This is a genomic window from Jeotgalibaca porci (genome assembly GCF_011299095.1).
GTDB classification, from domain to species: domain Bacteria; phylum Bacillota; class Bacilli; order Lactobacillales; family Aerococcaceae; genus Jeotgalibaca; species Jeotgalibaca porci.
In genome coordinates this window covers 334,884-353,598 of the sequence record NZ_CP049889.1, presented here as the reverse complement: position 1 = coordinate 353,598, position 18,715 = coordinate 334,884, and the positions used below count along the sequence as shown (strand labels likewise).

The 18,715-nt window shown below is 41.0% G+C and carries 16 protein-coding genes, 1 tRNA gene and 1 pseudogene; all 18 read left to right on the top strand.

From position 1 onward, the window contains the following. Nucleotides 1-15: 15 nt before the first annotated feature. The 18 genes and pseudogenes from atpA (at nt 16) to G7058_RS01800 (ending at nt 18,714) form a co-directional block, all read left to right on the top strand. Complete coding sequence (atpA, locus tag G7058_RS01885) at nt 16-1,527, top strand: F0F1 ATP synthase subunit alpha (RefSeq protein WP_166061947.1); 1,512 nt, start codon at nt 16-18, stop codon at nt 1,525-1,527. Nucleotides 1,528-1,538: 11 nt separating this feature from the next. Beyond that, nucleotides 1,539-2,453, top strand: coding sequence for a F0F1 ATP synthase subunit gamma (locus G7058_RS01880; protein ID WP_166061946.1), 915 nt, complete (start codon nt 1,539-1,541; stop codon nt 2,451-2,453). Between the two features lie 23 nt (nt 2,454-2,476). After that, nucleotides 2,477-3,901: a F0F1 ATP synthase subunit beta gene (gene atpD / locus G7058_RS01875; protein WP_166061945.1), complete on the top strand. Its 1,425-nt coding sequence runs from the start codon at nt 2,477-2,479 to the stop codon at nt 3,899-3,901. Between the two features lies 1 nt (nt 3,902). Further along, a complete protein-coding gene (locus G7058_RS01870; protein WP_166061944.1) occupies nt 3,903-4,328 on the top strand; it encodes a F0F1 ATP synthase subunit epsilon in 426 nt (141 codons plus the stop codon). Between the two features lie 336 nt (nt 4,329-4,664). Beyond that, nucleotides 4,665-4,901, top strand: a complete 237-nt coding sequence (locus G7058_RS01865) for a DUF1146 family protein (protein ID WP_166061943.1) — start codon at nt 4,665-4,667, stop codon at nt 4,899-4,901. An 87-nt stretch (nt 4,902-4,988) separates the two neighbouring features. Beyond that, nucleotides 4,989-6,299, top strand: coding sequence for a UDP-N-acetylglucosamine 1-carboxyvinyltransferase (gene murA / locus G7058_RS01860; protein WP_166061942.1), 1,311 nt, complete (start codon nt 4,989-4,991; stop codon nt 6,297-6,299). A gap of 37 nt (nt 6,300-6,336) precedes the next feature. Next, nucleotides 6,337-7,362 carry a rod shape-determining protein gene (mreB, locus tag G7058_RS01855; RefSeq protein WP_166061941.1) on the top strand — a complete coding sequence of 342 codons (1,026 nt, stop codon included), beginning with the start codon at nt 6,337-6,339 and terminating at the stop codon, nt 7,360-7,362. An 18-nt stretch (nt 7,363-7,380) separates the two neighbouring features. Then, nucleotides 7,381-7,560 carry a DNA-directed RNA polymerase subunit beta gene (locus G7058_RS01850; RefSeq protein ID WP_166061940.1) on the top strand — a complete coding sequence of 60 codons (180 nt, stop codon included), beginning with the start codon at nt 7,381-7,383 and terminating at the stop codon, nt 7,558-7,560. 210 nt (nt 7,561-7,770) lie between these two features. Continuing rightward, nucleotides 7,771-7,842, top strand: a tRNA-Arg gene (locus G7058_RS01845). Between the two features lie 188 nt (nt 7,843-8,030). Continuing rightward, entirely contained in the window at nt 8,031-8,624 is a 594-nt protein-coding gene (gene clpP / locus G7058_RS01840) for an ATP-dependent Clp endopeptidase proteolytic subunit ClpP (protein WP_166061939.1), read from the top strand. A gap of 335 nt (nt 8,625-8,959) precedes the next feature. After that, on the top strand, nt 8,960-9,997 hold the full coding sequence (locus G7058_RS01835) for a sugar-binding transcriptional regulator (RefSeq protein ID WP_166061938.1): 1,038 nt from the start codon (nt 8,960-8,962) through the stop codon (nt 9,995-9,997). A 35-nt stretch (nt 9,998-10,032) separates the two neighbouring features. Then, nucleotides 10,033-11,025, top strand: a complete 993-nt coding sequence (gap, locus tag G7058_RS01830; protein ID WP_166061937.1) for a type I glyceraldehyde-3-phosphate dehydrogenase — start codon at nt 10,033-10,035, stop codon at nt 11,023-11,025. A gap of 82 nt (nt 11,026-11,107) precedes the next feature. Further along, nucleotides 11,108-12,298, top strand: a complete 1,191-nt coding sequence (locus tag G7058_RS01825; RefSeq protein ID WP_166061936.1) for a phosphoglycerate kinase — start codon at nt 11,108-11,110, stop codon at nt 12,296-12,298. Nucleotides 12,299-12,327: 29 nt separating this feature from the next. Next, nucleotides 12,328-13,083 carry a triose-phosphate isomerase gene (gene tpiA, locus G7058_RS01820; protein WP_166061935.1) on the top strand — a complete coding sequence of 252 codons (756 nt, stop codon included), beginning with the start codon at nt 12,328-12,330 and terminating at the stop codon, nt 13,081-13,083. After that, on the top strand, nt 13,083-14,615 hold the full coding sequence (gene gpmI / locus G7058_RS01815) for a 2,3-bisphosphoglycerate-independent phosphoglycerate mutase (RefSeq protein WP_166061934.1): 1,533 nt from the start codon (nt 13,083-13,085) through the stop codon (nt 14,613-14,615). Before tpiA ends, gpmI begins: the two co-directional genes overlap by 1 nt. Nucleotides 14,616-14,706: 91 nt before the next feature. Then, nucleotides 14,707-16,005: a phosphopyruvate hydratase gene (eno, locus tag G7058_RS01810; protein ID WP_166061933.1), complete on the top strand. Its 1,299-nt coding sequence runs from the start codon at nt 14,707-14,709 to the stop codon at nt 16,003-16,005. Between the two features lie 446 nt (nt 16,006-16,451). After that, nucleotides 16,452-17,539 (top strand): annotated as a pseudogene (gene serC, locus G7058_RS01805) (3-phosphoserine/phosphohydroxythreonine transaminase). Further along, nucleotides 17,536-18,714, top strand: coding sequence for a phosphoglycerate dehydrogenase (locus tag G7058_RS01800; protein WP_166061932.1), 1,179 nt, complete (start codon nt 17,536-17,538; stop codon nt 18,712-18,714). The pseudogene serC and the gene G7058_RS01800 overlap by 4 nt, the downstream one beginning before the upstream one ends. The last annotated feature ends 1 nt before the right edge of the window (nt 18,715 follow it).

Genomic DNA, 18,715 nt, shown 5'->3' with positions numbered 1-18,715 from the left:
GAAGAGGTGAAGGGTATGCAAATGAATAAAGAAGAATTACATTCTTTAATCAAAGAAAGAATCAGCTCTTTTCAATCTACTCCTAAAATAGAGGAAATTGGAAAACTGACCTATATCGGTGACGGGATTGCCCGTGCGACCGGCTTAGAGAATGTTTTGAGTGGCGAGTTACTAGAGTTTTCAAACGGAACAATTGGAATGGCTCAAAACCTAGAGAAAAATGATGTCGGTATCGTTATTTTTGGCCCATACGCGACTATTCACGAAGGTGATATCGTCAAGAGAACGGGACGTATTATGGAAGTGCCGGTCGGTGAAGCAATGATTGGACGCGTTGTAGATGCATTGGGAAACCCAATAGATGGACAAGGACCGATTCTTACAACAAATACCCGACCTGCTGAAGCTGAAGCGCCGGGTGTAATGGACCGTCAAACAGTAGCTGAACCGATGCAAACAGGAATCAAAGCAATTGATGCTCTTGTTCCAATTGGGAGAGGGCAACGTGAGTTAATCATAGGTGACCGTAAAACAGGTAAAACATCAATTGCAATTGATACGATTCTAAATCAACGTGGTAAAGATGTTATTTGTATTTATGTTGCGATTGGACAAAAAGAATCGTCCGTTCGTAATCTGACTGAAACTCTGAAAAAACACCGTGCGATGGACTATACAATCGTTGTATCTGCAAGTGCTTCACAACCGGCGCCGATGCTTTATATCGCGCCTTACACTGCAACAGCAATGGCAGAAGAATTTATGTATAACGGTAAGCATGTCTTAATCGTTTATGATGATTTATCTAAACAAGCTGCTGCATACCGGGAAATGTCACTTCTATTGAGAAGACCGCCAGGCCGGGAAGCATACCCGGGAGACATCTTCTATTTGCATTCACGTTTACTAGAACGTTCCGCAAAATTAAGCAATGAATTAGGTGGCGGCTCCATCACTTCCTTGCCGATTGTAGAGACGCAAGCCGGAGATATTTCTGCCTACATTCCGACAAACGTGATTTCTATCACAGATGGTCAAATTTTCTTGGAAAGTGACTTATTCTTTGGGGGTATCCGTCCCGCAATTTCTGCAGGTCTATCCGTATCACGGGTAGGGGGATCCGCACAAACGAAAGCAATGAAGAAAGTTTCTGGAACATTACGTCTAGATTTGGCATCATATCGTGAATTAGAGGCCTTTACACAATTCGGTTCTGATTTGGACGCATCGACGCAACAACGTTTGAATCGCGGGAACCGAACAGTAGAAGTATTAAAACAAGATGTGCACAAACCACTTCCGCTTGAAGAGCAAGTAATCATTTTATTTGCGCTTACAAATGGGTATTTGGATGTTATTCCCGTACGTGACATCGATCGCTTTGAAACAGAGCTTATGAATAATTTGGAGTTCTCACACCCACATCTGTTGGAAGCAATTCGAGAAACCAAGCAATTACCTGATACAGAGGAATTATTAAAAGCAATTGAGGCTTTTGCGAGCGGCTTTGTCCCACATAGCCATTAAGGGGGAGGAACATGGCAGCATCATTAATTGATATCAAAAAACGCATCAAGTCAACACAAAAAACAAGTCAAATAACTAATGCCATGCATATGGTATCAGCCTCCAAGTTGGCTCGGGCTGAGCAAAAAGTTAGAAAGTACCAAATTTACGCGAATAAAATCCGTGAAATTGTAACACATATTGCGGGCCAACAATTGTCAGTCATTGAAGAAAAAGGTCAAAACTTAAACAGAGAACAATTAATCGACTTTCATGACCTTTTAATTGAAAGAAAAGTAGAACGGACCGGCTATTTAATCATTTCAACTGATAAGGGCTTAGCCGGAAGCTACAACTCTTCAATCTTTAAATCAACGCGCCTGATGATTCAGCAAGATCACGCATCAGCTGAAGAATACACAATCATTTCTATTGGTGAGACATTGGCGCATGATTTACAAAAACATGATATTCCAGTTGAACATATTGTGCCTGATCTAAGTGATCAACCATCTTTTGAAGATGTTCGCGGATTAGTATCGTTAATTATCGACTATTACCGAAATGGTGAGTTCGATGAATTATATGTTTGTTATAACCATCATATAAATGCAATCAGCTCAGAGTTTCGAGCGGAAAAAATGTTGCCTTTATCGGATTTGGATACAGATGAAACGAAACAGCGCGCTGTGGAGTACGCATTCGAACCGACGAAGGAAGATATCTTAGAAGTCTTACTGCCGCAATATGCGGAAAGTTTAATTTATGGTGCAATTATCGATGCGAAAGCTTCAGAGCATGCTTCGCGCATGACTGCAATGAAGAGCGCGACCGATAATGCACAAGATTTGATAAAACGCTTGTCACTGGAACAAAACCGAATTCGTCAAGGGGCTATTACCCAAGAGTTAACGGAAATTGTTTCAGATGTCAGTGCGTTAGAATAGAAATAAAGGGGATGCAAAATTACATGAGAAAAGGACATATCGTTCAAGTCATTGGGCCTGTCGTAGATGTTGGCTTTCCCCCTGATGCAGGACTCCCTGATATTCACGATGCACTCGTTTTAGAGAAAAAACGTCCGAATGGTGAAGTCGAAAAAATAGTTTTAGAGGTTGCTTTGCAGATTGGCGATGGGGAAGTTCGAACTATTGCGATGCAGTCGACAGATGGTTTACAACGGGGGACGGAAGTTATCGATACAGGCGGTCCTATTAGTGTGCCGGTTGGTGTAGAAACTTTAGGACGGGTATTTAACGTCTTGGGTGATACAATCGATTTGAAAGAACCATTCCCAGAAAGTTATCCACGCGAAGGTATCCATAAAGAGGCGCCAACGTATGATGAATTAAGCAGTAACTATGAAGTTCTGGAAACAGGAATCAAAGTTATCGATTTATTAGCCCCTTATTTAAAAGGTGGTAAAGTAGGTCTCTTTGGTGGTGCTGGAGTAGGTAAAACAGTCCTAATCCAAGAGTTGATTCATAATATCGTGGAGCAACATGGTGGTATTTCTGTCTTTACCGGTGTAGGAGAACGGACGCGGGAAGGAAACGACCTGTATAACGAAATGCAGGAATCAGGCGTTGGCAAGAAGACTGCAATGGTCTTCGGGCAAATGAATGAGCCGCCAGGTGCGCGTATGCGTGTAGCGTTGACCGGTTTAACAATGGCTGAGCATTTTCGTGATAAAGAAAATCAAGATGTTCTCTTATTTATTGACAATATTTACCGTTTTACGCAAGCAGGATCAGAAATTTCGGCCCTTCTTGGTCGGATGCCCTCTGCTGTAGGGTATCAACCAACCTTAGCGACAGAAATGGGGTCGCTGCAAGAACGAATTGCTTCAACTAAAAACGGCTCCATTACATCCATTCAAGCTATTTATGTACCAGCGGATGACTATACGGATCCGGCTCCGGCAACAACGTTTGCCCACTTGGATGCGACAACCAACTTGGAACGACGCTTAACTGAGCAAGGAATCTATCCGGCTGTTGACCCGTTGGCATCATCATCAAGCGGCTTGTCTCCTGAGATTGTAGGACAAGAGCATTATGAAGTAGCAACTGAAGTGCAACACATTCTGCAACGATACCGAGAGTTACAAGATATTATTGCGATTCTAGGTATGGATGAATTGTCTGAAAATGAGCGAGAAATTGTCGGACGTGCACGTCGCATTCAATTCTTCTTATCACAAAACTTCCATGTTGCTGAAGCATTTACTGGGATTCCTGGTTCTTATGTTTCTGTAAAAGAAACAGTACAGGGATTCAAGGAAATTATCGAAGGTAAACATGACGCTGTTCCGGAAGAAGCTTTCCGAAATGTAGGTACGATAGAAGAAGTTCTCAGAAAAGCTGAAAGCTTGGGTTATAAAGGGGTGTCCTAATATGGCTGAAATGCATGTTTCTGTGATTACACCAGATGGCACCATTTTTGACCATCGGGCGAAGGCAGTCAACGCACAAACAACGTATGGTGGTATTACCATTATGCCAGGCCATATGCCGATCATTGTGCCGCTGGCAATCGGCGAACTACGTGTAACCCGTATTACTGAATCAGATGATAGTGAAAATTATATCGCGGTAAGCGGTGGTATTATGGAAGTTGAAGCGGATCAAATTAATATTATTGCGAATACCGCTGAACGTTCGCGTGACATTGACTTAGACAGGGCAGAAAATGCCAAAAAAGAAGCCGAAGCATCCATGATACGAGCACGGGATGCCAAGAATAAAATAGAATTCAACCGTGCGCGTGTCGCTTTGGCTAAAGCCGTCAACCGGATCGGCGTATCCGAAAAACGACTGTAATGTAAGAAAGGGACCAGAACAATGCACAACTGTTCTGGTTTTTTTGTCTTTTAAACGGAGTCTGTATCCTGGTAAGTCTCAAGTAGAATGCAGTTTTTCTATTCTACTTGATAGTTCTCTGGGATAACCTTCACTTATTTAACTTTATTGCGCCGCATAAGACTATTTATTTGTAAATATGAAAAGAGTCTTTATAATACGAGGTAGAAGTCTATAGAGTTTTATAATGAAGGAATTCTAAATATTTTGTTTCGAATTCTTTAAAAATTGTAGCTTCTATTCTTTTTTGAAAAGGTTTATGTTAATATAGTTTGAGACTATGGGGAGGTGTGCATGATGAATACAATGATTTCATTCGGAATGCTGGAAATAATCTCTCATATGGTATTTATTTTTTTGTCTTTTTGGGCATTAAAGGCTACTAGAATCGAAACTTGGATAAGAAAGAACCATGTTCCCGAAGCGCGTCTCTTATATTTTTTCATCGCTATTGCTTTAGGATATAACGTTAGTTCTTTTTTTATTTCATTCATAACCGTTTCACGAAACGTGGCTTTTCTAATTACAAACTAACAACGCATATTAAATCATAATTGACAGAACGATTTGAGTTTTATGAAAACTCCAGGCGCGATTCACAAATTTCGGAGGGATATTTTAATGGAAAAAATGATTGTCAGAGGCGGTAACCGTCTTGTTGGAACAGTGAGAGCAGAAGGTGCTAAGAACGCTGTGCTTCCAATTGTCGCCGCAACTATCTTGGCATCTAAGGGTAAAACGACGTTGAAAAACGTTCCGGTATTATCTGATGTATATACAATTAATAATGTTTTAAGAAACATTAATATTGATATTGATTTTAACGAAGAGACTAACACTGTAGAAGTAGATGCAACGGGTAATGTAAGTTGGGAAACACCGTTTGAATACGTTAGTAAGATGAGAGCTTCTATTGTAGTTATGGGCCCATTGTTGGCTCGCCTAGGAAGAGCAAGAGTTGCTTTACCAGGTGGATGTGCAATTGGTACTCGTCCAATCGACTTACACTTAAAAGGTTTTGAAGCAATGGGTGCTTCTATTAAAATCGAGAATGGTTATGTTGAAGCTGTCGCTGAAAAACTGTATGGCGCTCGTATTTACTTGGACTTCCCAAGTGTAGGAGCCACACAAAACCTTATGATGGGCGCTGTATACGCTGAAGGTACAACTGTACTGGAAAACGTTGCACGTGAGCCGGAAATCGTTGACCTAGCTCGTTTCCTAAATAGCATGGGTGCTAAAGTACATGGAGCTGGTACAGAAACAATCCGTATTGAGGGTGTTGAAGAACTAGTGGGTGTCACACACTCAATTATTCCTGACCGTATTGAAACAGGCACATTTATGGTTGCAGCGGCTGTTACAAACGGCAATATCTTCATCGAAGATGCGATTGCTGAACATAACAAACCCTTGATTTCTAAACTGAAAGAAATGGGCGTTTCAATTGAAGAAGAAGGGGACGGTCTACGTGTTGTTGGACCGAAGCAATTACGGGCAACGGATGTTAAGACAATGCCACATCCTGGCTTCCCCACTGATATGCAGGCACAAATGACAATCGCTCAGCTGGTTTCGCAAGGGACAAGCACAATGACAGAAACAGTTTTTGAGAACCGCTTCATGCATCTTGAAGAAATGCGCCGTATGAATGCAAACTTCAAAGTAGAAGGACAAACGGTCTTGTTATATGGAAATTCTTCATTCCAAGGCGCTGAAGTAGCAGCCACAGACTTACGTGCTGCAGCAGCATTGATTATTGCTGGATTAGTATCTTCTGGATACACACGCGTAACGAACTTAAAACATCTAGATCGTGGATATTATAATTTTGACAAAAAGCTTCGTAATCTTGGAGCGGACATCGAGCGTATCGATGAAAGTAACGAAAAAGCACTTTCTTCCCAAGAATTGGCTGCCTTGTTTGCATAGTTTTAATATTTACAATTAAATTCAGGGGGAAAACAACTTGGCAAAAGATATTGGTATCGACTTAGGTACTGCTAACGTGTTGATTCATGTGAAGGGCAAAGGAATTGTCTTAAATGAACCTTCAGTCGTTGCAGTAGATACTGCGACGAACCGCGTCCTAGCAGTAGGAGCAGAAGCTTACCGAATGGTTGGACGTACACCTTCCAACATTAAAGTTATTCAGCCGTTAAAAGGTGGCGTAATCGCTGACTTTGACATCACCGAAGCAATGTTAACGCATTTCATTGATCGTTTGAATGTGAAAGGCTTGCTAACGAAGCCGAATATTTTGATTTGCTGTCCAACAAATATTACTACAATTGAACAAAAAGCAATTATCGAAGCGGCTGAAAAGAGCGGCGGAAAAAATGTTTATTTAGAAGAAGAACCGAAAGTTGCTGCAGTTGGTGCAGGACTGGATATTTTCCAACCAAACGGAAATATGGTTATTGATATTGGTGGGGGAACGAGTGATATTGCTGTTCTTTCATTGGGCGGTATCGTTACAAGCAGCTCATTGAAACAAGCAGGGGACAAACTTGACACAGATATCATGAACTTCGTAAAACGTGAACATAAATTGCTAATTGGTGAAAGAACATCAGAGCAAATTAAAAAAGAAATCGGTACGGCGTTAGAACCTGAGAAGGTAATAGGAATGGAAATTCGCGGCCGTGACATGGTAACAGGCTTACCACGTACAATTACGATTAATTCAAGAGAAGTTTATAGTGCAATGCACGAAACCTTGATGAACATTGTTGAGCAGGCAAAAGAGGTTCTTGAAACAACGCCGCCTGAATTGGGTGCAGATATCATTAACACCGGAATCGTTTTAACTGGTGGGGGTTCATTGATCAATGGAATTGAAGAGTTGTTCAGCAGCGAATTGGGAGTACCTGTATTTGCAGCAACTGAAGCACTTGATTCTGTTGTCTTGGGAACGGGAATCTTGTTGGAGAACATTGGTAAAAAACGTAATAAAAAAGATGGGTTCTTCAGTAGATTATTTAAATCAAACTAATTGTAAAGGAAGTTCATTATGAAATTCGACTTTAAACCGATATTTAAAGCTCTATTCTGGATCGTATTTTTTGTAGCCTTGGCGCTGGTTCTGTTCTTCGCTGGTTTGGCTATCGGATACGGTGTTTTAGGTGATGGAGAAATGATGGATGTCTTTAAGTATGAAACATGGCAACACATCCTGGATTATATTCGTTAGTTGAAAATTAGTAGTGACCAAAAGGGCCGAGACGTATGTCTCGGCTCTTTCTTCTTTTCGAATAAGGAGATGTCCAAGTCGGAACTAGAATAACAAAATGACTCTTCTAGTTCTGATTTAGTGGGCTGGGAGTATCTAATACGTAAGCCTGAACGATTAGAAAAAACATTGCTTTTTCTAATCGAATGGTGTTATAATAAGAACGTTGTTGTCGCCTTAGTGTAATGGATATCACGTAAGATTCCGGTTCTTGCGATGGGGGTTCGATTCCCTCAGGCGACGTCATGTATATTGATTCCCCATCTTGACTCAGTCAGGGTGGGGGTTTCTTTTTAGGCGTTATATTATCCAATAAACGCTAACTTTGTTAGAATAGTAAAAGGTCAGACAAATCAATTGACCATTTTTGACCAATGGTGTACAATTACAAATGAATAAGATAATATTTCTTGATTAGGAGGAAATCTTTTATGAACTTAATACCTACAGTAATTGAACAAACTTCTCGTGGCGAACGTGCTTACGATATTTATTCACGTCTTTTGAAAGACCGTATCATTATGATTTCAGGCCCAATTGATGACAATCTTGCTAACTCGGTTATTGCACAATTGTTATTCTTGGATGCACAAGATCCTGAAAAAGATATTTATATCTACATTAACTCACCAGGTGGATCTGTATCAGCAGGTCTAGCTATCTACGATACAATGAACTTTGTTAAATCTGATGTACAAACAATTGCTATGGGAATGGCAGCATCTATGGGTAGTTTCTTATTAACAGCTGGAACAAAAGGCAAACGTTTTGCTTTGCCAAATGCTGAAATTATGATTCACCAACCATTAGGTGGGGCGCAAGGACAAGCAACAGAAATCGAAATCGCTGCACGTCACATCTTAGCAACACGCGAACGTTTGAATAAAATCTTGGTTGAAAGAACAGGTCAACCATTGGAAGTCATTGAACGCGATACAGATCGTGATAACTACATGACAGCACAACAAGCTAAAGAGTACGGCTTGATTGATGAAGTGATGGAAAGTTCAAAAAGCTTAAAGTAAAATGAGAAAAATGAAAGAAGTATCTAACTTTTTTAAGGTTAGGTACTTCTTTTATATTTTAAACGTGGTAAAATGAAAGCGGAAACAACCGCATCGCTGTAATCTTTGACGGTATCGGGACGCGAAGTGACCCGATAGAGTGTGTACTTTTTTGCCTAAAATGATACAAATGAGTTGAAATAGTTACACAACATTGGTAGAATAAACATTGTAAGGTAAAGAAATGCAACGCTCTTAAGCATAGAAGACATCTGTGCAACAGTACGGAGCGCAGAGGTTGGAACATTTCTGATTTGTTGGTCGTTTTTAGACCTACTGAGGAAGTGAGGGATGATATGAAAGATGCAATTTCTGTCTTACAAAAAGTAATTCCTGATTTATTGTCGCATTTAACACATCGCTATCGGATACTGGAAGTAATAAATTTGCAGTCACCGATTGGCCGACGGGCATTATCAGAAATTACGTCTATTTCAGAAAGGTCTCTTCGAACTGAAACGGACTATTTGAAAAACCAAGGATTACTTTTTAGCACTAAAGCGGGTATGTCGCTTACCTTAAAGGGAAAGAAAGTTTTTCATGAACTTGAAGGTATTTTAGACCGTATGTTAACGATGGACCGTAAAGAGGAAGCATTAGCTAAAAAGTTAAACCTCCAATTTTGCCGCATTGTACCCGGAGATACAGATGATTCAAAAGAGATTCTGGACATTTTAGGTGAGCATGCAGTAGAAGTGTTTGACGAATTGTTACCGGAAGGTGCGTTCGTTGTCGCAGTAGCCGGCGGGAGCACGATGCTCGCAATGGCACAGCATATGACCACTGAGTTATCAGAGCAAAGACACTTCACTTTTGTACCGGCTCGAGGTGGTTTGGGTGACCTTATGGCAATTCAAGCAAACTCAGTGAGTGATTCAATGGCACAAGCAACAGGTGGCTCAAATACAGCGTTATTTGTACCCGACGATTTAAGCGAAGAAGCATTGAATTTACTGAAAAATGAGCCATCAATACTTCAAACAATGAACCTGATGAAACAGGCGAATTGCTTGTTATACAGTATTGGAAGTGCTAAAGTGATGATGGAAAGACGCAAAATGCCGGCTGAACTCAAAGCCATTTTGGTTGAGAAACAAGCAGTAGGCGAAGCATTTGGATGTTACTTTGATGACAAAGGGCGGATTGTTCACCGCTTATCACGCTTTGGACTCCAGATAGAAGACGTTGCCGCGATTCCTTATGCAATAGCCATAGCAGGAGGAAGTTCGAAAGCCAACGCAATTCAAGCTTATTCACATATTGCACCAGAACATACATGGCTGGTTACAGATGAAGGTGCAGCTAATTCGATTTTAAAAGGGATAACCCTTTAAAATATATTTTATTATCCTGAAGGAGGATTTTTTAAATGACAGTAAAAGTAGCGATTAATGGTTTTGGACGTATTGGACGTTTAGCACTACGCCGTATTTTGGAATCTAACACAGAATTGGAAGTTGTAGCTATCAACGACCTTACAGATAACGATGACCTAGCTTACTTATTGAAATATGATACAGCTCAAGGACGTTTCCCTTATTCTGTAGCAATCGAAGGTGACGATTTAGTAGTAGATGGTAAAGCTATCAAATCTTACGCTGAAAGAGATGCTAAAAACTTACCATGGGGCGAGTTAGGAATTGATATCGTTCTAGAATGTACAGGTTTCTATGTATCAGTAGAAAAATCTCAAGCACATATCGACGCTGGAGCAAAACGCGTATTGATCTCTGCACCTGCATCAGGCGATTTGAAAACAATCGTTTACGGTGTTAACCATGAGGCAATCGAATCTTCAGATGTAATCGTATCTGCAGCTTCATGTACAACAAACTGCTTGGCACCAATGGCAAACACTTTGAATTCTGAATTCGGAATCAAACGTGCTTTGATGTCAACAATCCATGCTTACACTGCTACACAAGCTATGCAAGATGCTCCAGGCGGACGTAAAAACCGTGCAGGTGCAGCTAACGCTATTCCAGCATCAACTGGTGCTGCTAAAGCAGTAGGTAAAGTAATTCCTGAATTGAACGGTAAAATTGACGGTACTGCAGTACGTGTACCAACAATCACTGGATCAATGGTTGAATTGTACTCAGTTCTAGAAAGAGATGTAACTGTAGAAGAAGTTAACGCAGCTATGAAAGCAGCATCTTCTGACGCATTCATCTACGAAACAGATGAAATTGTATCTTCAGACGTAATCGGCGTTCCAGCTGGTTCAATCTTCGATGCAACTCAAACAAAGATCATGGAAGCTAACGGTGGCCAATTGGTTAAGACTGTTTCTTGGTATGATAACGAGTACGGTTTCGTTGGAAACATGGTAAGCACGCTAGCTTACATGGCTTCAAAATAATTTAAGAATTTAACTCGTAAAAGGCGGGAAGCGTCGCGCTTCTCGCCTTTTTACACGATTATGAAGCGGAGGGTTTAATTTTATGACAAAGAAAGTTGTTACAGACCTAGCTGTTGCTGGTAAAAAAGTACTTGTTCGTGCAGATTTCAACGTACCAATGAAAGATGGCGAAATTACAAACGATAACCGTATCGTTCAAGCAATGCCAACAATTGAGTATTTGATTGAAAACAATGCCAAAGTAATTCTTTTCTCTCACTTGGGTAAAGTTAAAACTGAAGAAGACAAAGCTAAATTGAGCTTACGTCCGGTTGCTACACGCTTGGCTTCATTACTAAATAAAGAAGTGAAGTTTGTACCTGAAACACGTGGCGAAGAACTAGAAGAAGCAATCAATGCACTTAAAGATGGCGAAGTTCTTGTTTTCGAAAACACACGTTTTGAAGATGTAGACGGCAAGAAAGAAAGTAAAAACGATCCTGAATTAGGAAAATACTGGGCAAGCCTAGGTGACCTATTTGTCAATGACGCATTTGGAACGGCTCACCGTGCCCATGCATCAAACATCGGGGTTGCTTCTCACTTGGAATCAGCAGCTGGCTTCTTGATGGATAAAGAAATTAAATTCATCGGTGGTGCGGTTGATGAACCACAACGTCCTTTCGTAGCTATTTTGGGTGGAGCGAAAGTTTCGGATAAAATCGGCGTAATCGAAAACTTGCTAGAAAAAGCTGATAAAGTTATTATCGGTGGCGGTATGGCTTATACATTCGCTAAAGCACAAGGAAAAGAAATTGGCGGCTCTTTACTAGAAGCTGACAAAATTGACTTGGCTAAAGAATTGATGGCTCGCGCTGGCGATAAATTAATTTTACCTATTGATGCAACAATCGCTTCTGATTTCAGCAACGATGCTGTAGAAGGCACTGTTCCAATGGACGAAATCCCAGCTGATATGCAAGCTTTGGATATCGGACCTGAAACAATCAAGTTGTTCGAAAAAGAACTTGAAGGTGCTAAGACAGTTGTATGGAATGGTCCTATGGGCGTTTTCGAATTCGAGAACTTTGCTAAAGGAACAATCGGTGTTTGTGAAGCAATCGCTAAGTTAGACGATGCTACAACAATTATCGGTGGTGGTGACTCAGCAGCTGCCGCAATGCAATTAGGCTACGCAGATGACTTTACTCACATCTCTACAGGTGGTGGAGCATCTCTAGAATACCTAGAAGGTAAAGAATTACCAGGCGTTGCATCAATTTCTGATAAATAATTTTCAGGGTTGATAGAAGGAGGAATATCATGAGAAAACCAATTATTGCAGGTAACTGGAAAATGAATAAAACAGCAGCAGAAGCGCAAGCTTTTGTAGAAGCTGTAAAAAACGCAATTCCAAGTAATGAAGCAGTAGATTCTGTTATCGGTTCTCCAACTTTATACTTGGAAAAAATGGTTAGCGACCGTGAAGGAACTGAACTTAAAGTTGCAGCACAAAACTGCTACTTTGAAGATGCAGGTGCTTTTACAGGCGAAGTTAGCCCGAACGCTTTAGGAGATTTAGGTGTTGATTACGTAATCATCGGCCACTCTGAAAGACGCGAGTACTTCCATGAAACAGATGAAGACATCAATAAAAAAGCGCATGCTATTTTCCGTAATGGTATGATTCCAATCGTTTGCTGTGGGGAAACACTAGAGCAACGTGAAGCTGGCGAAACAGCTGAATGGATCAAAGGTCAAATTACGAATGCATTGAAAGATTTAACAGAAGGACAAGTTTCTGAACTTGTTATCGCTTATGAACCAATCTGGGCAATCGGAACAGGTAAATCATCTTCTGCTGAAGAAGCGGATGAAACATGCGGCGTTGTTCGTGAAACAGTTCGTGAATTGTACAATGGTGCAACTGCGGATGCTGTACGTATTCAATACGGTGGTTCTGTTAAACCAGAAAACATTGCTGAGTACATGGCAAAATCAAACATTGACGGTGCTTTAGTTGGTGGAGCAAGTCTTGAAGCTGAATCCTTCTTGAAATTATTGGAGGCAGTTAAATAATGAATAAGAAACCTGTTGCAATCATCATTCTTGATGGTTTTGGTTGCCGCGACGAGGTTATTGGTAACGCCGTTGCGCAAGCAAAAAAACCTAATTTTGACCGCTACTGGAATTCTTATGCGCATGCAACAATGGCAGCTTCTGGATTGGCTGTAGGTCTTCCAGAAGGTCAAATGGGTAACTCTGAAGTTGGGCATACCAACATTGGAGCTGGCCGTGTTGTATACCAAAGTCTGACACGTATTGACAAAGCAATCCAAGATGGCGAATTTCTAACGAATGACGCATTAAAAGGTGCTTATCAACACGCAATCGATAATGGTTCTGCTCTACATTTATTCGGTTTGGTATCTGACGGTGGCGTTCATAGTCAATTAGGGCATATTCTTGCTTTAATCGAGAGTGCACATCAAAAAGGTGTGAAGAAACTTTATCTTCATGCTTTCATGGATGGCCGTGATGTGGATCCGCACGCAGGTGCGAGCTACATCGAAACAATCGAAAATAAAATGGCAGAAGTCGGCTTAGGTGAAATAGCGACAGTTTCTGGTCGTTATTACGCAATGGACCGTGACAAACGTTGGGAACGTGTGAACTTGGCCTATGATGCAGTGATGCATGGCGAAGGTCCAGCATTCCCTTCAGCACAAGCGGTTATTGAACAAAGCTATGCGAATAACGTAACGGATGAGTTCATCATGCCAAGCGTTATCGTTAAAGACGGTTTGCCAGTAGGAACAGTTAAAGATAATGATTCAGCTATCTTCTTTAACTTCCGTCCTGACCGAGCTATTCAACTTTCTAATGCATTTAGTAACGTAGAATGGACAGAGTTTGATCGTGGTATGCGTCCACAAAACATTAAGTTTGTGACAATGACGTTATACCAAGATACAGTCCTTGCTGATGTTGCTTTCCCGCCAATCGGGATGGAAAATGTATTAGCAGAAGTATTGAGTAATCATGGTAAGGCACAACTTCATGCTGCTGAAACTGAAAAATATCCGCACGTAACGTTCTTTATGAACGGTGGACAACATGAACCATTTGAAGGCGAAGATCGTATCTTGATTCCTTCACCAAAAGTGGCAACATATGATTTGAAACCTGAAATGAGTGCTTACGAACTAGGAGATGCTCTAAGTTCAGCTATCGACGAAGACAAGTATGATGCAATCATCTTGAACTTCGCAAACCCGGACATGGTCGGTCACTCTGGTATGTTGGAACCAACTATCAAAGCAATCGAAGCAGTGGACGAGAACCTCGGTAAAGTTGTTGATAATATCATTGCACACGGTGGCTACGCGATTATTTTCGCTGACCATGGTAACGCAGATACAATGATGACACCTGAAGGTACACCGCACACTGCACATACAACCGTTCCGGTTCCATTAATTGTTACTAAACCTGGTATCACATTACGCACAGATGGTAAGTTGGCGGATGTCGCTCCAACTATGCTTGATTTGATGGGTGTTCCTCAACCTGAGGAAATGACAGGTGAAAGTTTAATCGTAAAAGGGTAACCAATTACGAGATTGAGTTGCAATATACTCAAAAGTTGTCTAAAATTAACTTGTAAAACAAATTATTGTTTTAAAAAAAGGAGAGAATAGAATGCCATTCATTACAGATATTTTGGCTAGAGAAGTACTTGATTCACGCGGTAACCCAACAATTGAGGTTGAAGTTTACACAGAAGGTGGCGCATTTGGTCGCGGTATGGTTCCTTCAGGAGCTTCTACTGGTGAGCACGAAGCAGTAGAACTACGTGACGGAGACAAAGACCGTTACCTAGGAAAAGGTGTTCAAAAAGCTGTTGAGAACGTTGAATTAATCGCTGACGCGCTTATCGGTTTTGACGTAAGAGACCAACTAGCTATCGACCAAACAATGATCGCTTTAGATGGAACTCCTAACAAAGGTAAATTGGGTGCGAACGCTATTCTTGGTGTTTCCATCGCTGTTGCTCATGCAGCTGCAGAATACCTAGATGTACCATTGTACCAATACTTAGGTGGATTCAACTCTAAAGTATTGCCAACTCCAATGATGAACATCATCAATGGTGGATCTCACTCATCTGCACCAATCGCTTTCCAAGAATTCATGATTCTTCCAGTTGGCGCACCTACATTCAAAGAAGCACTACGTTGGGGAGCAGAAATCTTCCACAAACTAGCTTCAATCCTTAAAGCTCGCGGACTAGATACATCTGTTGGTGACGAAGGTGGATTTGCTCCACGTTTCGAAGGAACTGAAGACGGTGTTGAAACAATTCTAGAAGCAATCAAAGCTGTTGGTTTAGAGCCAGGTAAAGATGTATTCTTAGGTTTTGACTGTGCTGCATCAGAATTCTACGAAGACGGTATTTACAACTACGCTAAATTCGAAGGTGAAAACGGTGCTAAACGTACTGCTGCTGAACAAGTAGATTTCCTAGAAGAATTAGTTAACAAATACCCAATCATCTCTATTGAAGATGGTATGGACGAAAACGACTGGGACGGCTGGAAACTATTGACAGAACGTCTAGGCGAAAGAGTTCAATTAGTTGGTGACGACTTGTTCGTTACAAACACTGAAATCCTAGCAAAAGGTATCAAAAACCATATCGGTAACTCAATCCTAATCAAAGTTAACCAAATCGGTACTTTGACAGAAACATTTGAAGCAATCGAAATGGCTAAAAAAGCTGGTTACACTGCTGTTATCTCTCACCGTTCAGGTGAAACAGAAGACGCAACAATCGCTGATATCGCTGTTGCAACAAACGCTGGACAAATCAAAACAGGTTCATTGAGCCGTACTGACCGTATTGCTAAATACAACCAATTGCTACGTATCGAAGACCAATTGGGTGAATTAGCTGTTTACGAAGGTCTAGAAGCATTCTACAACCTAGAAAACAAATAATTTTAACTGAGAAAAACCTATCCGCGTGCGGATAGGTTTTTTTGTAGTATACATTATATATAACGTTAACGACGACTCAAATGGCTTTTCCGTTCTGAGTCAGCGTTTTACGACCAAAACGACGGCTCAAACGGTTTTTCTGTTTTGAGTCAGCGTTTTACAGCCAAAACGACGGCTCAAACGCCTATTTCAATTTGAGCCAGCGTTTTAGGACCAAAACGACGGCTCAAACGCCTATTTCAATTTGAGTCAGCGTTTTACGACCAAAACGACGGCTCAAACGCCTATTTCAATTTGAGTTAGCGTTTTACGACCAAAACGACGATTCAAACAACTTTTCCGTCTGAGTCAGCAGTGAATTCCAAATAAACCTTTCATATTTGATTCATTTTGTTATAATGACTTAAACATTAAAATAATATGAGAATTAGATTGGAGTGTCACTTATGACTTGTTGGAATTTCTCGGCAGGACCTGCAGTACTGCCTACAGCTGTATTAAAAAAAGTGCAAGACGAGTTGTTATCTTATCAAGGTAGCGGAATGTCTGCGATGGAGCTGAGTCATCGGTCCTCCTTGTTTCAGCATATAATAACTGACGCAGAAAATGCTTTGAGAACGTTAATGAACATACCGGATAACTATCATGTTCTATTCTTGCAAGGCGGCGCCAGCACACAATTCGCTTCTATACCGATGAATCTCTTAAAGGATAAGAAGGCGGGATATGTTATTTCGGGAATGTGGGGGAAAAAGGCGTTTGAAGAAGCTAACAAACTATTCCCTGATCGCGCAGTCGTCATCGCCGATTCAACTCCTAATAATCATACGGAGATTCCGGAAATACACATTGAAAACGAAACGGAATTTGACTACATTCATATCACAACAAATAACACTATTGAAGGAACCGCTTATCACACGATACCGAAATTTAAGCAGACATTGTTGGTAGCCGATATGTCCTCGAATATTTTGTCAGCTGATTATGACATCAGCGATTTTGGCTTAATTTATGCGGGCGCTCAAAAGAATATCGGACCAGCTGGCCTAACAATTGTGATTGTCCGTGAAGATTTAATCGGTAAAAATTCAGAACACATCCCGACCATGTTGGATTATCAGACCTATGTGAAAAGTAAATCACTATACAACACACCGTCAACTTTTCCGATTTATGTTTCAAAATTGGTCTTTGACTGGCTACTTGAATTAGGTGGGGTACCAAAAATGCTTGAAATGAATCAAGAAAAGGCGACCTTACTTTACAGCACGATTTCAGAATCTAACCTTTACACTTCACCCGTCCATCCTGATTTCCGCTCACTGACTAATATTCCTTTTGTAACGGGCGACACAGAATTAGACAAGAAGTTTGTTACTGAAGCTGAAAAAGCAGGATTTGTGAATCTAAAAGGGCACCGTTCTGTTGGGGCATGCGCGCGAGCCTGTATAACGCATTTCCTTTAGAAGGCGTCCAAGCACTGGTTACATTTATGAAAGAATTCGAACAAAGAGAGGGACTGGCAAAATGAAAGACATCCATACATTCAATCGAATCGCACCAGAAGGCTTACAGTTACTGAATAATGAGGAGTTTGTATTAAACGAAGGATACGATCCGGATGCGATTATTCTAAGAAGTAAAGACCTGCACACTATGGCTTTTAACGACTCTTTACTTGCGATTGCCCGTGCGGGGGCAGGGGTCAATAATATTCCAGTCGAAGCCTGTTCAGAAAATGGAATTGTTGTGTTCAATACACCTGGAGCAAATGCAAATGCTGTAAAAGAGCTGGTTCTTGCTGCACTGGTTATGTCTGCGCGTCCAATTTACCAAGGTCTGCGGTGGGTAGAGCATATGGAAGGCGATAACCTCCCAGAAATTGTCGAAGCCAATAAAAAACAATTCGCCGGAACAGAACTTGCAGGAAAACGATTGGCCGTCATCGGTCTGGGTGCCATCGGTTCTTTAGTCGCTAACGATGCTTATCATTTGAATATGGACGTAATTGGCTATGACCCTTATGTTTCAGTAGAGACAGCTTGGAATATGAGCAGCCGCGTTAAAAAAGCGAATTCCTTACAGGAAGTATTACGGGATGCAGATTACGTGACGGTCCATGTGCCAGTCAACAACCATACAGAAGGCTTAGTAAATGCTGATTTTTTACATCAAATGAAGCCCGGAGCAGTGCTGCTTAACTTTTCACGTGATGGCATTATTGTCAGAGATGATATTTTGACAGCTTTAAATAATGGCAGGCTGGATAAATATGTTGCCGATTTTGCGGATGAAGCGTTTGTCCGTCATCCGAAAGCACTGATCTTTCCGCATTTGGGAGCTTCAACAGACGAAGCAGAAGTTAATTGTGCGATAATGGCCGTAAAAACGTTAAAATACTTTTTGGAAACAGGAAATATTTTACGTTCAGTCAATTTCCCGACGATAGATATCCCGCAACAATCACCTTTAAGAATTACAATCGTCAATAGGAATGTACCCAATATGGTGGGGCAAATCTCAGCCATATTAGCCAAGCACTTTGTGAATATTGATAACATTTTGAATCGTAGCCGTGGAAATTATGCCTACACAATTATTGATATTCCGCTTTTAGAAGATTCACTCCTTCAAGAGATACTTGAAGATATGAGCAAAATTGAAGGTGTACTGAAAGCAAGAGTGATAAACAGGAGGGAAATGTAAT

Bases quoted from the DNA above. Each gene is read 5' to 3' on its own strand.
- atpA (WP_166061947.1), top strand. From the start codon at position 16: ATGCAAATGAATAAAGAAGAATTACATTCTTTAATCAAAGAAAGAATC.
- G7058_RS01880 (WP_166061946.1), top strand. From the start codon at position 1,539: ATGGCAGCATCATTAATTGATATCAAAAAACGCATCAAGTCAACACAA.
- atpD (WP_166061945.1), top strand. From the start codon at position 2,477: ATGAGAAAAGGACATATCGTTCAAGTCATTGGGCCTGTCGTAGATGTT.
- G7058_RS01870 (WP_166061944.1), top strand. From the start codon at position 3,903: ATGGCTGAAATGCATGTTTCTGTGATTACACCAGATGGCACCATTTTT.
- G7058_RS01865 (WP_166061943.1), top strand. From the start codon at position 4,665: ATGAATACAATGATTTCATTCGGAATGCTGGAAATAATCTCTCATATG.
- murA (WP_166061942.1), top strand. From the start codon at position 4,989: ATGGAAAAAATGATTGTCAGAGGCGGTAACCGTCTTGTTGGAACAGTG.
- G7058_RS01850 (WP_166061940.1), top strand. From the start codon at position 7,381: ATGAAATTCGACTTTAAACCGATATTTAAAGCTCTATTCTGGATCGTA.
- clpP (WP_166061939.1), top strand. From the start codon at position 8,031: ATGAACTTAATACCTACAGTAATTGAACAAACTTCTCGTGGCGAACGT.
- G7058_RS01835 (WP_166061938.1), top strand. From the start codon at position 8,960: ATGAAAGATGCAATTTCTGTCTTACAAAAAGTAATTCCTGATTTATTG.
- gap (WP_166061937.1), top strand. From the start codon at position 10,033: ATGACAGTAAAAGTAGCGATTAATGGTTTTGGACGTATTGGACGTTTA.
- G7058_RS01825 (WP_166061936.1), top strand. From the start codon at position 11,108: ATGACAAAGAAAGTTGTTACAGACCTAGCTGTTGCTGGTAAAAAAGTA.
- tpiA (WP_166061935.1), top strand. From the start codon at position 12,328: ATGAGAAAACCAATTATTGCAGGTAACTGGAAAATGAATAAAACAGCA.
- gpmI (WP_166061934.1), top strand. From the start codon at position 13,083: ATGAATAAGAAACCTGTTGCAATCATCATTCTTGATGGTTTTGGTTGC.
- eno (WP_166061933.1), top strand. From the start codon at position 14,707: ATGCCATTCATTACAGATATTTTGGCTAGAGAAGTACTTGATTCACGC.
- G7058_RS01800 (WP_166061932.1), top strand. From the start codon at position 17,536: ATGAAAGACATCCATACATTCAATCGAATCGCACCAGAAGGCTTACAG.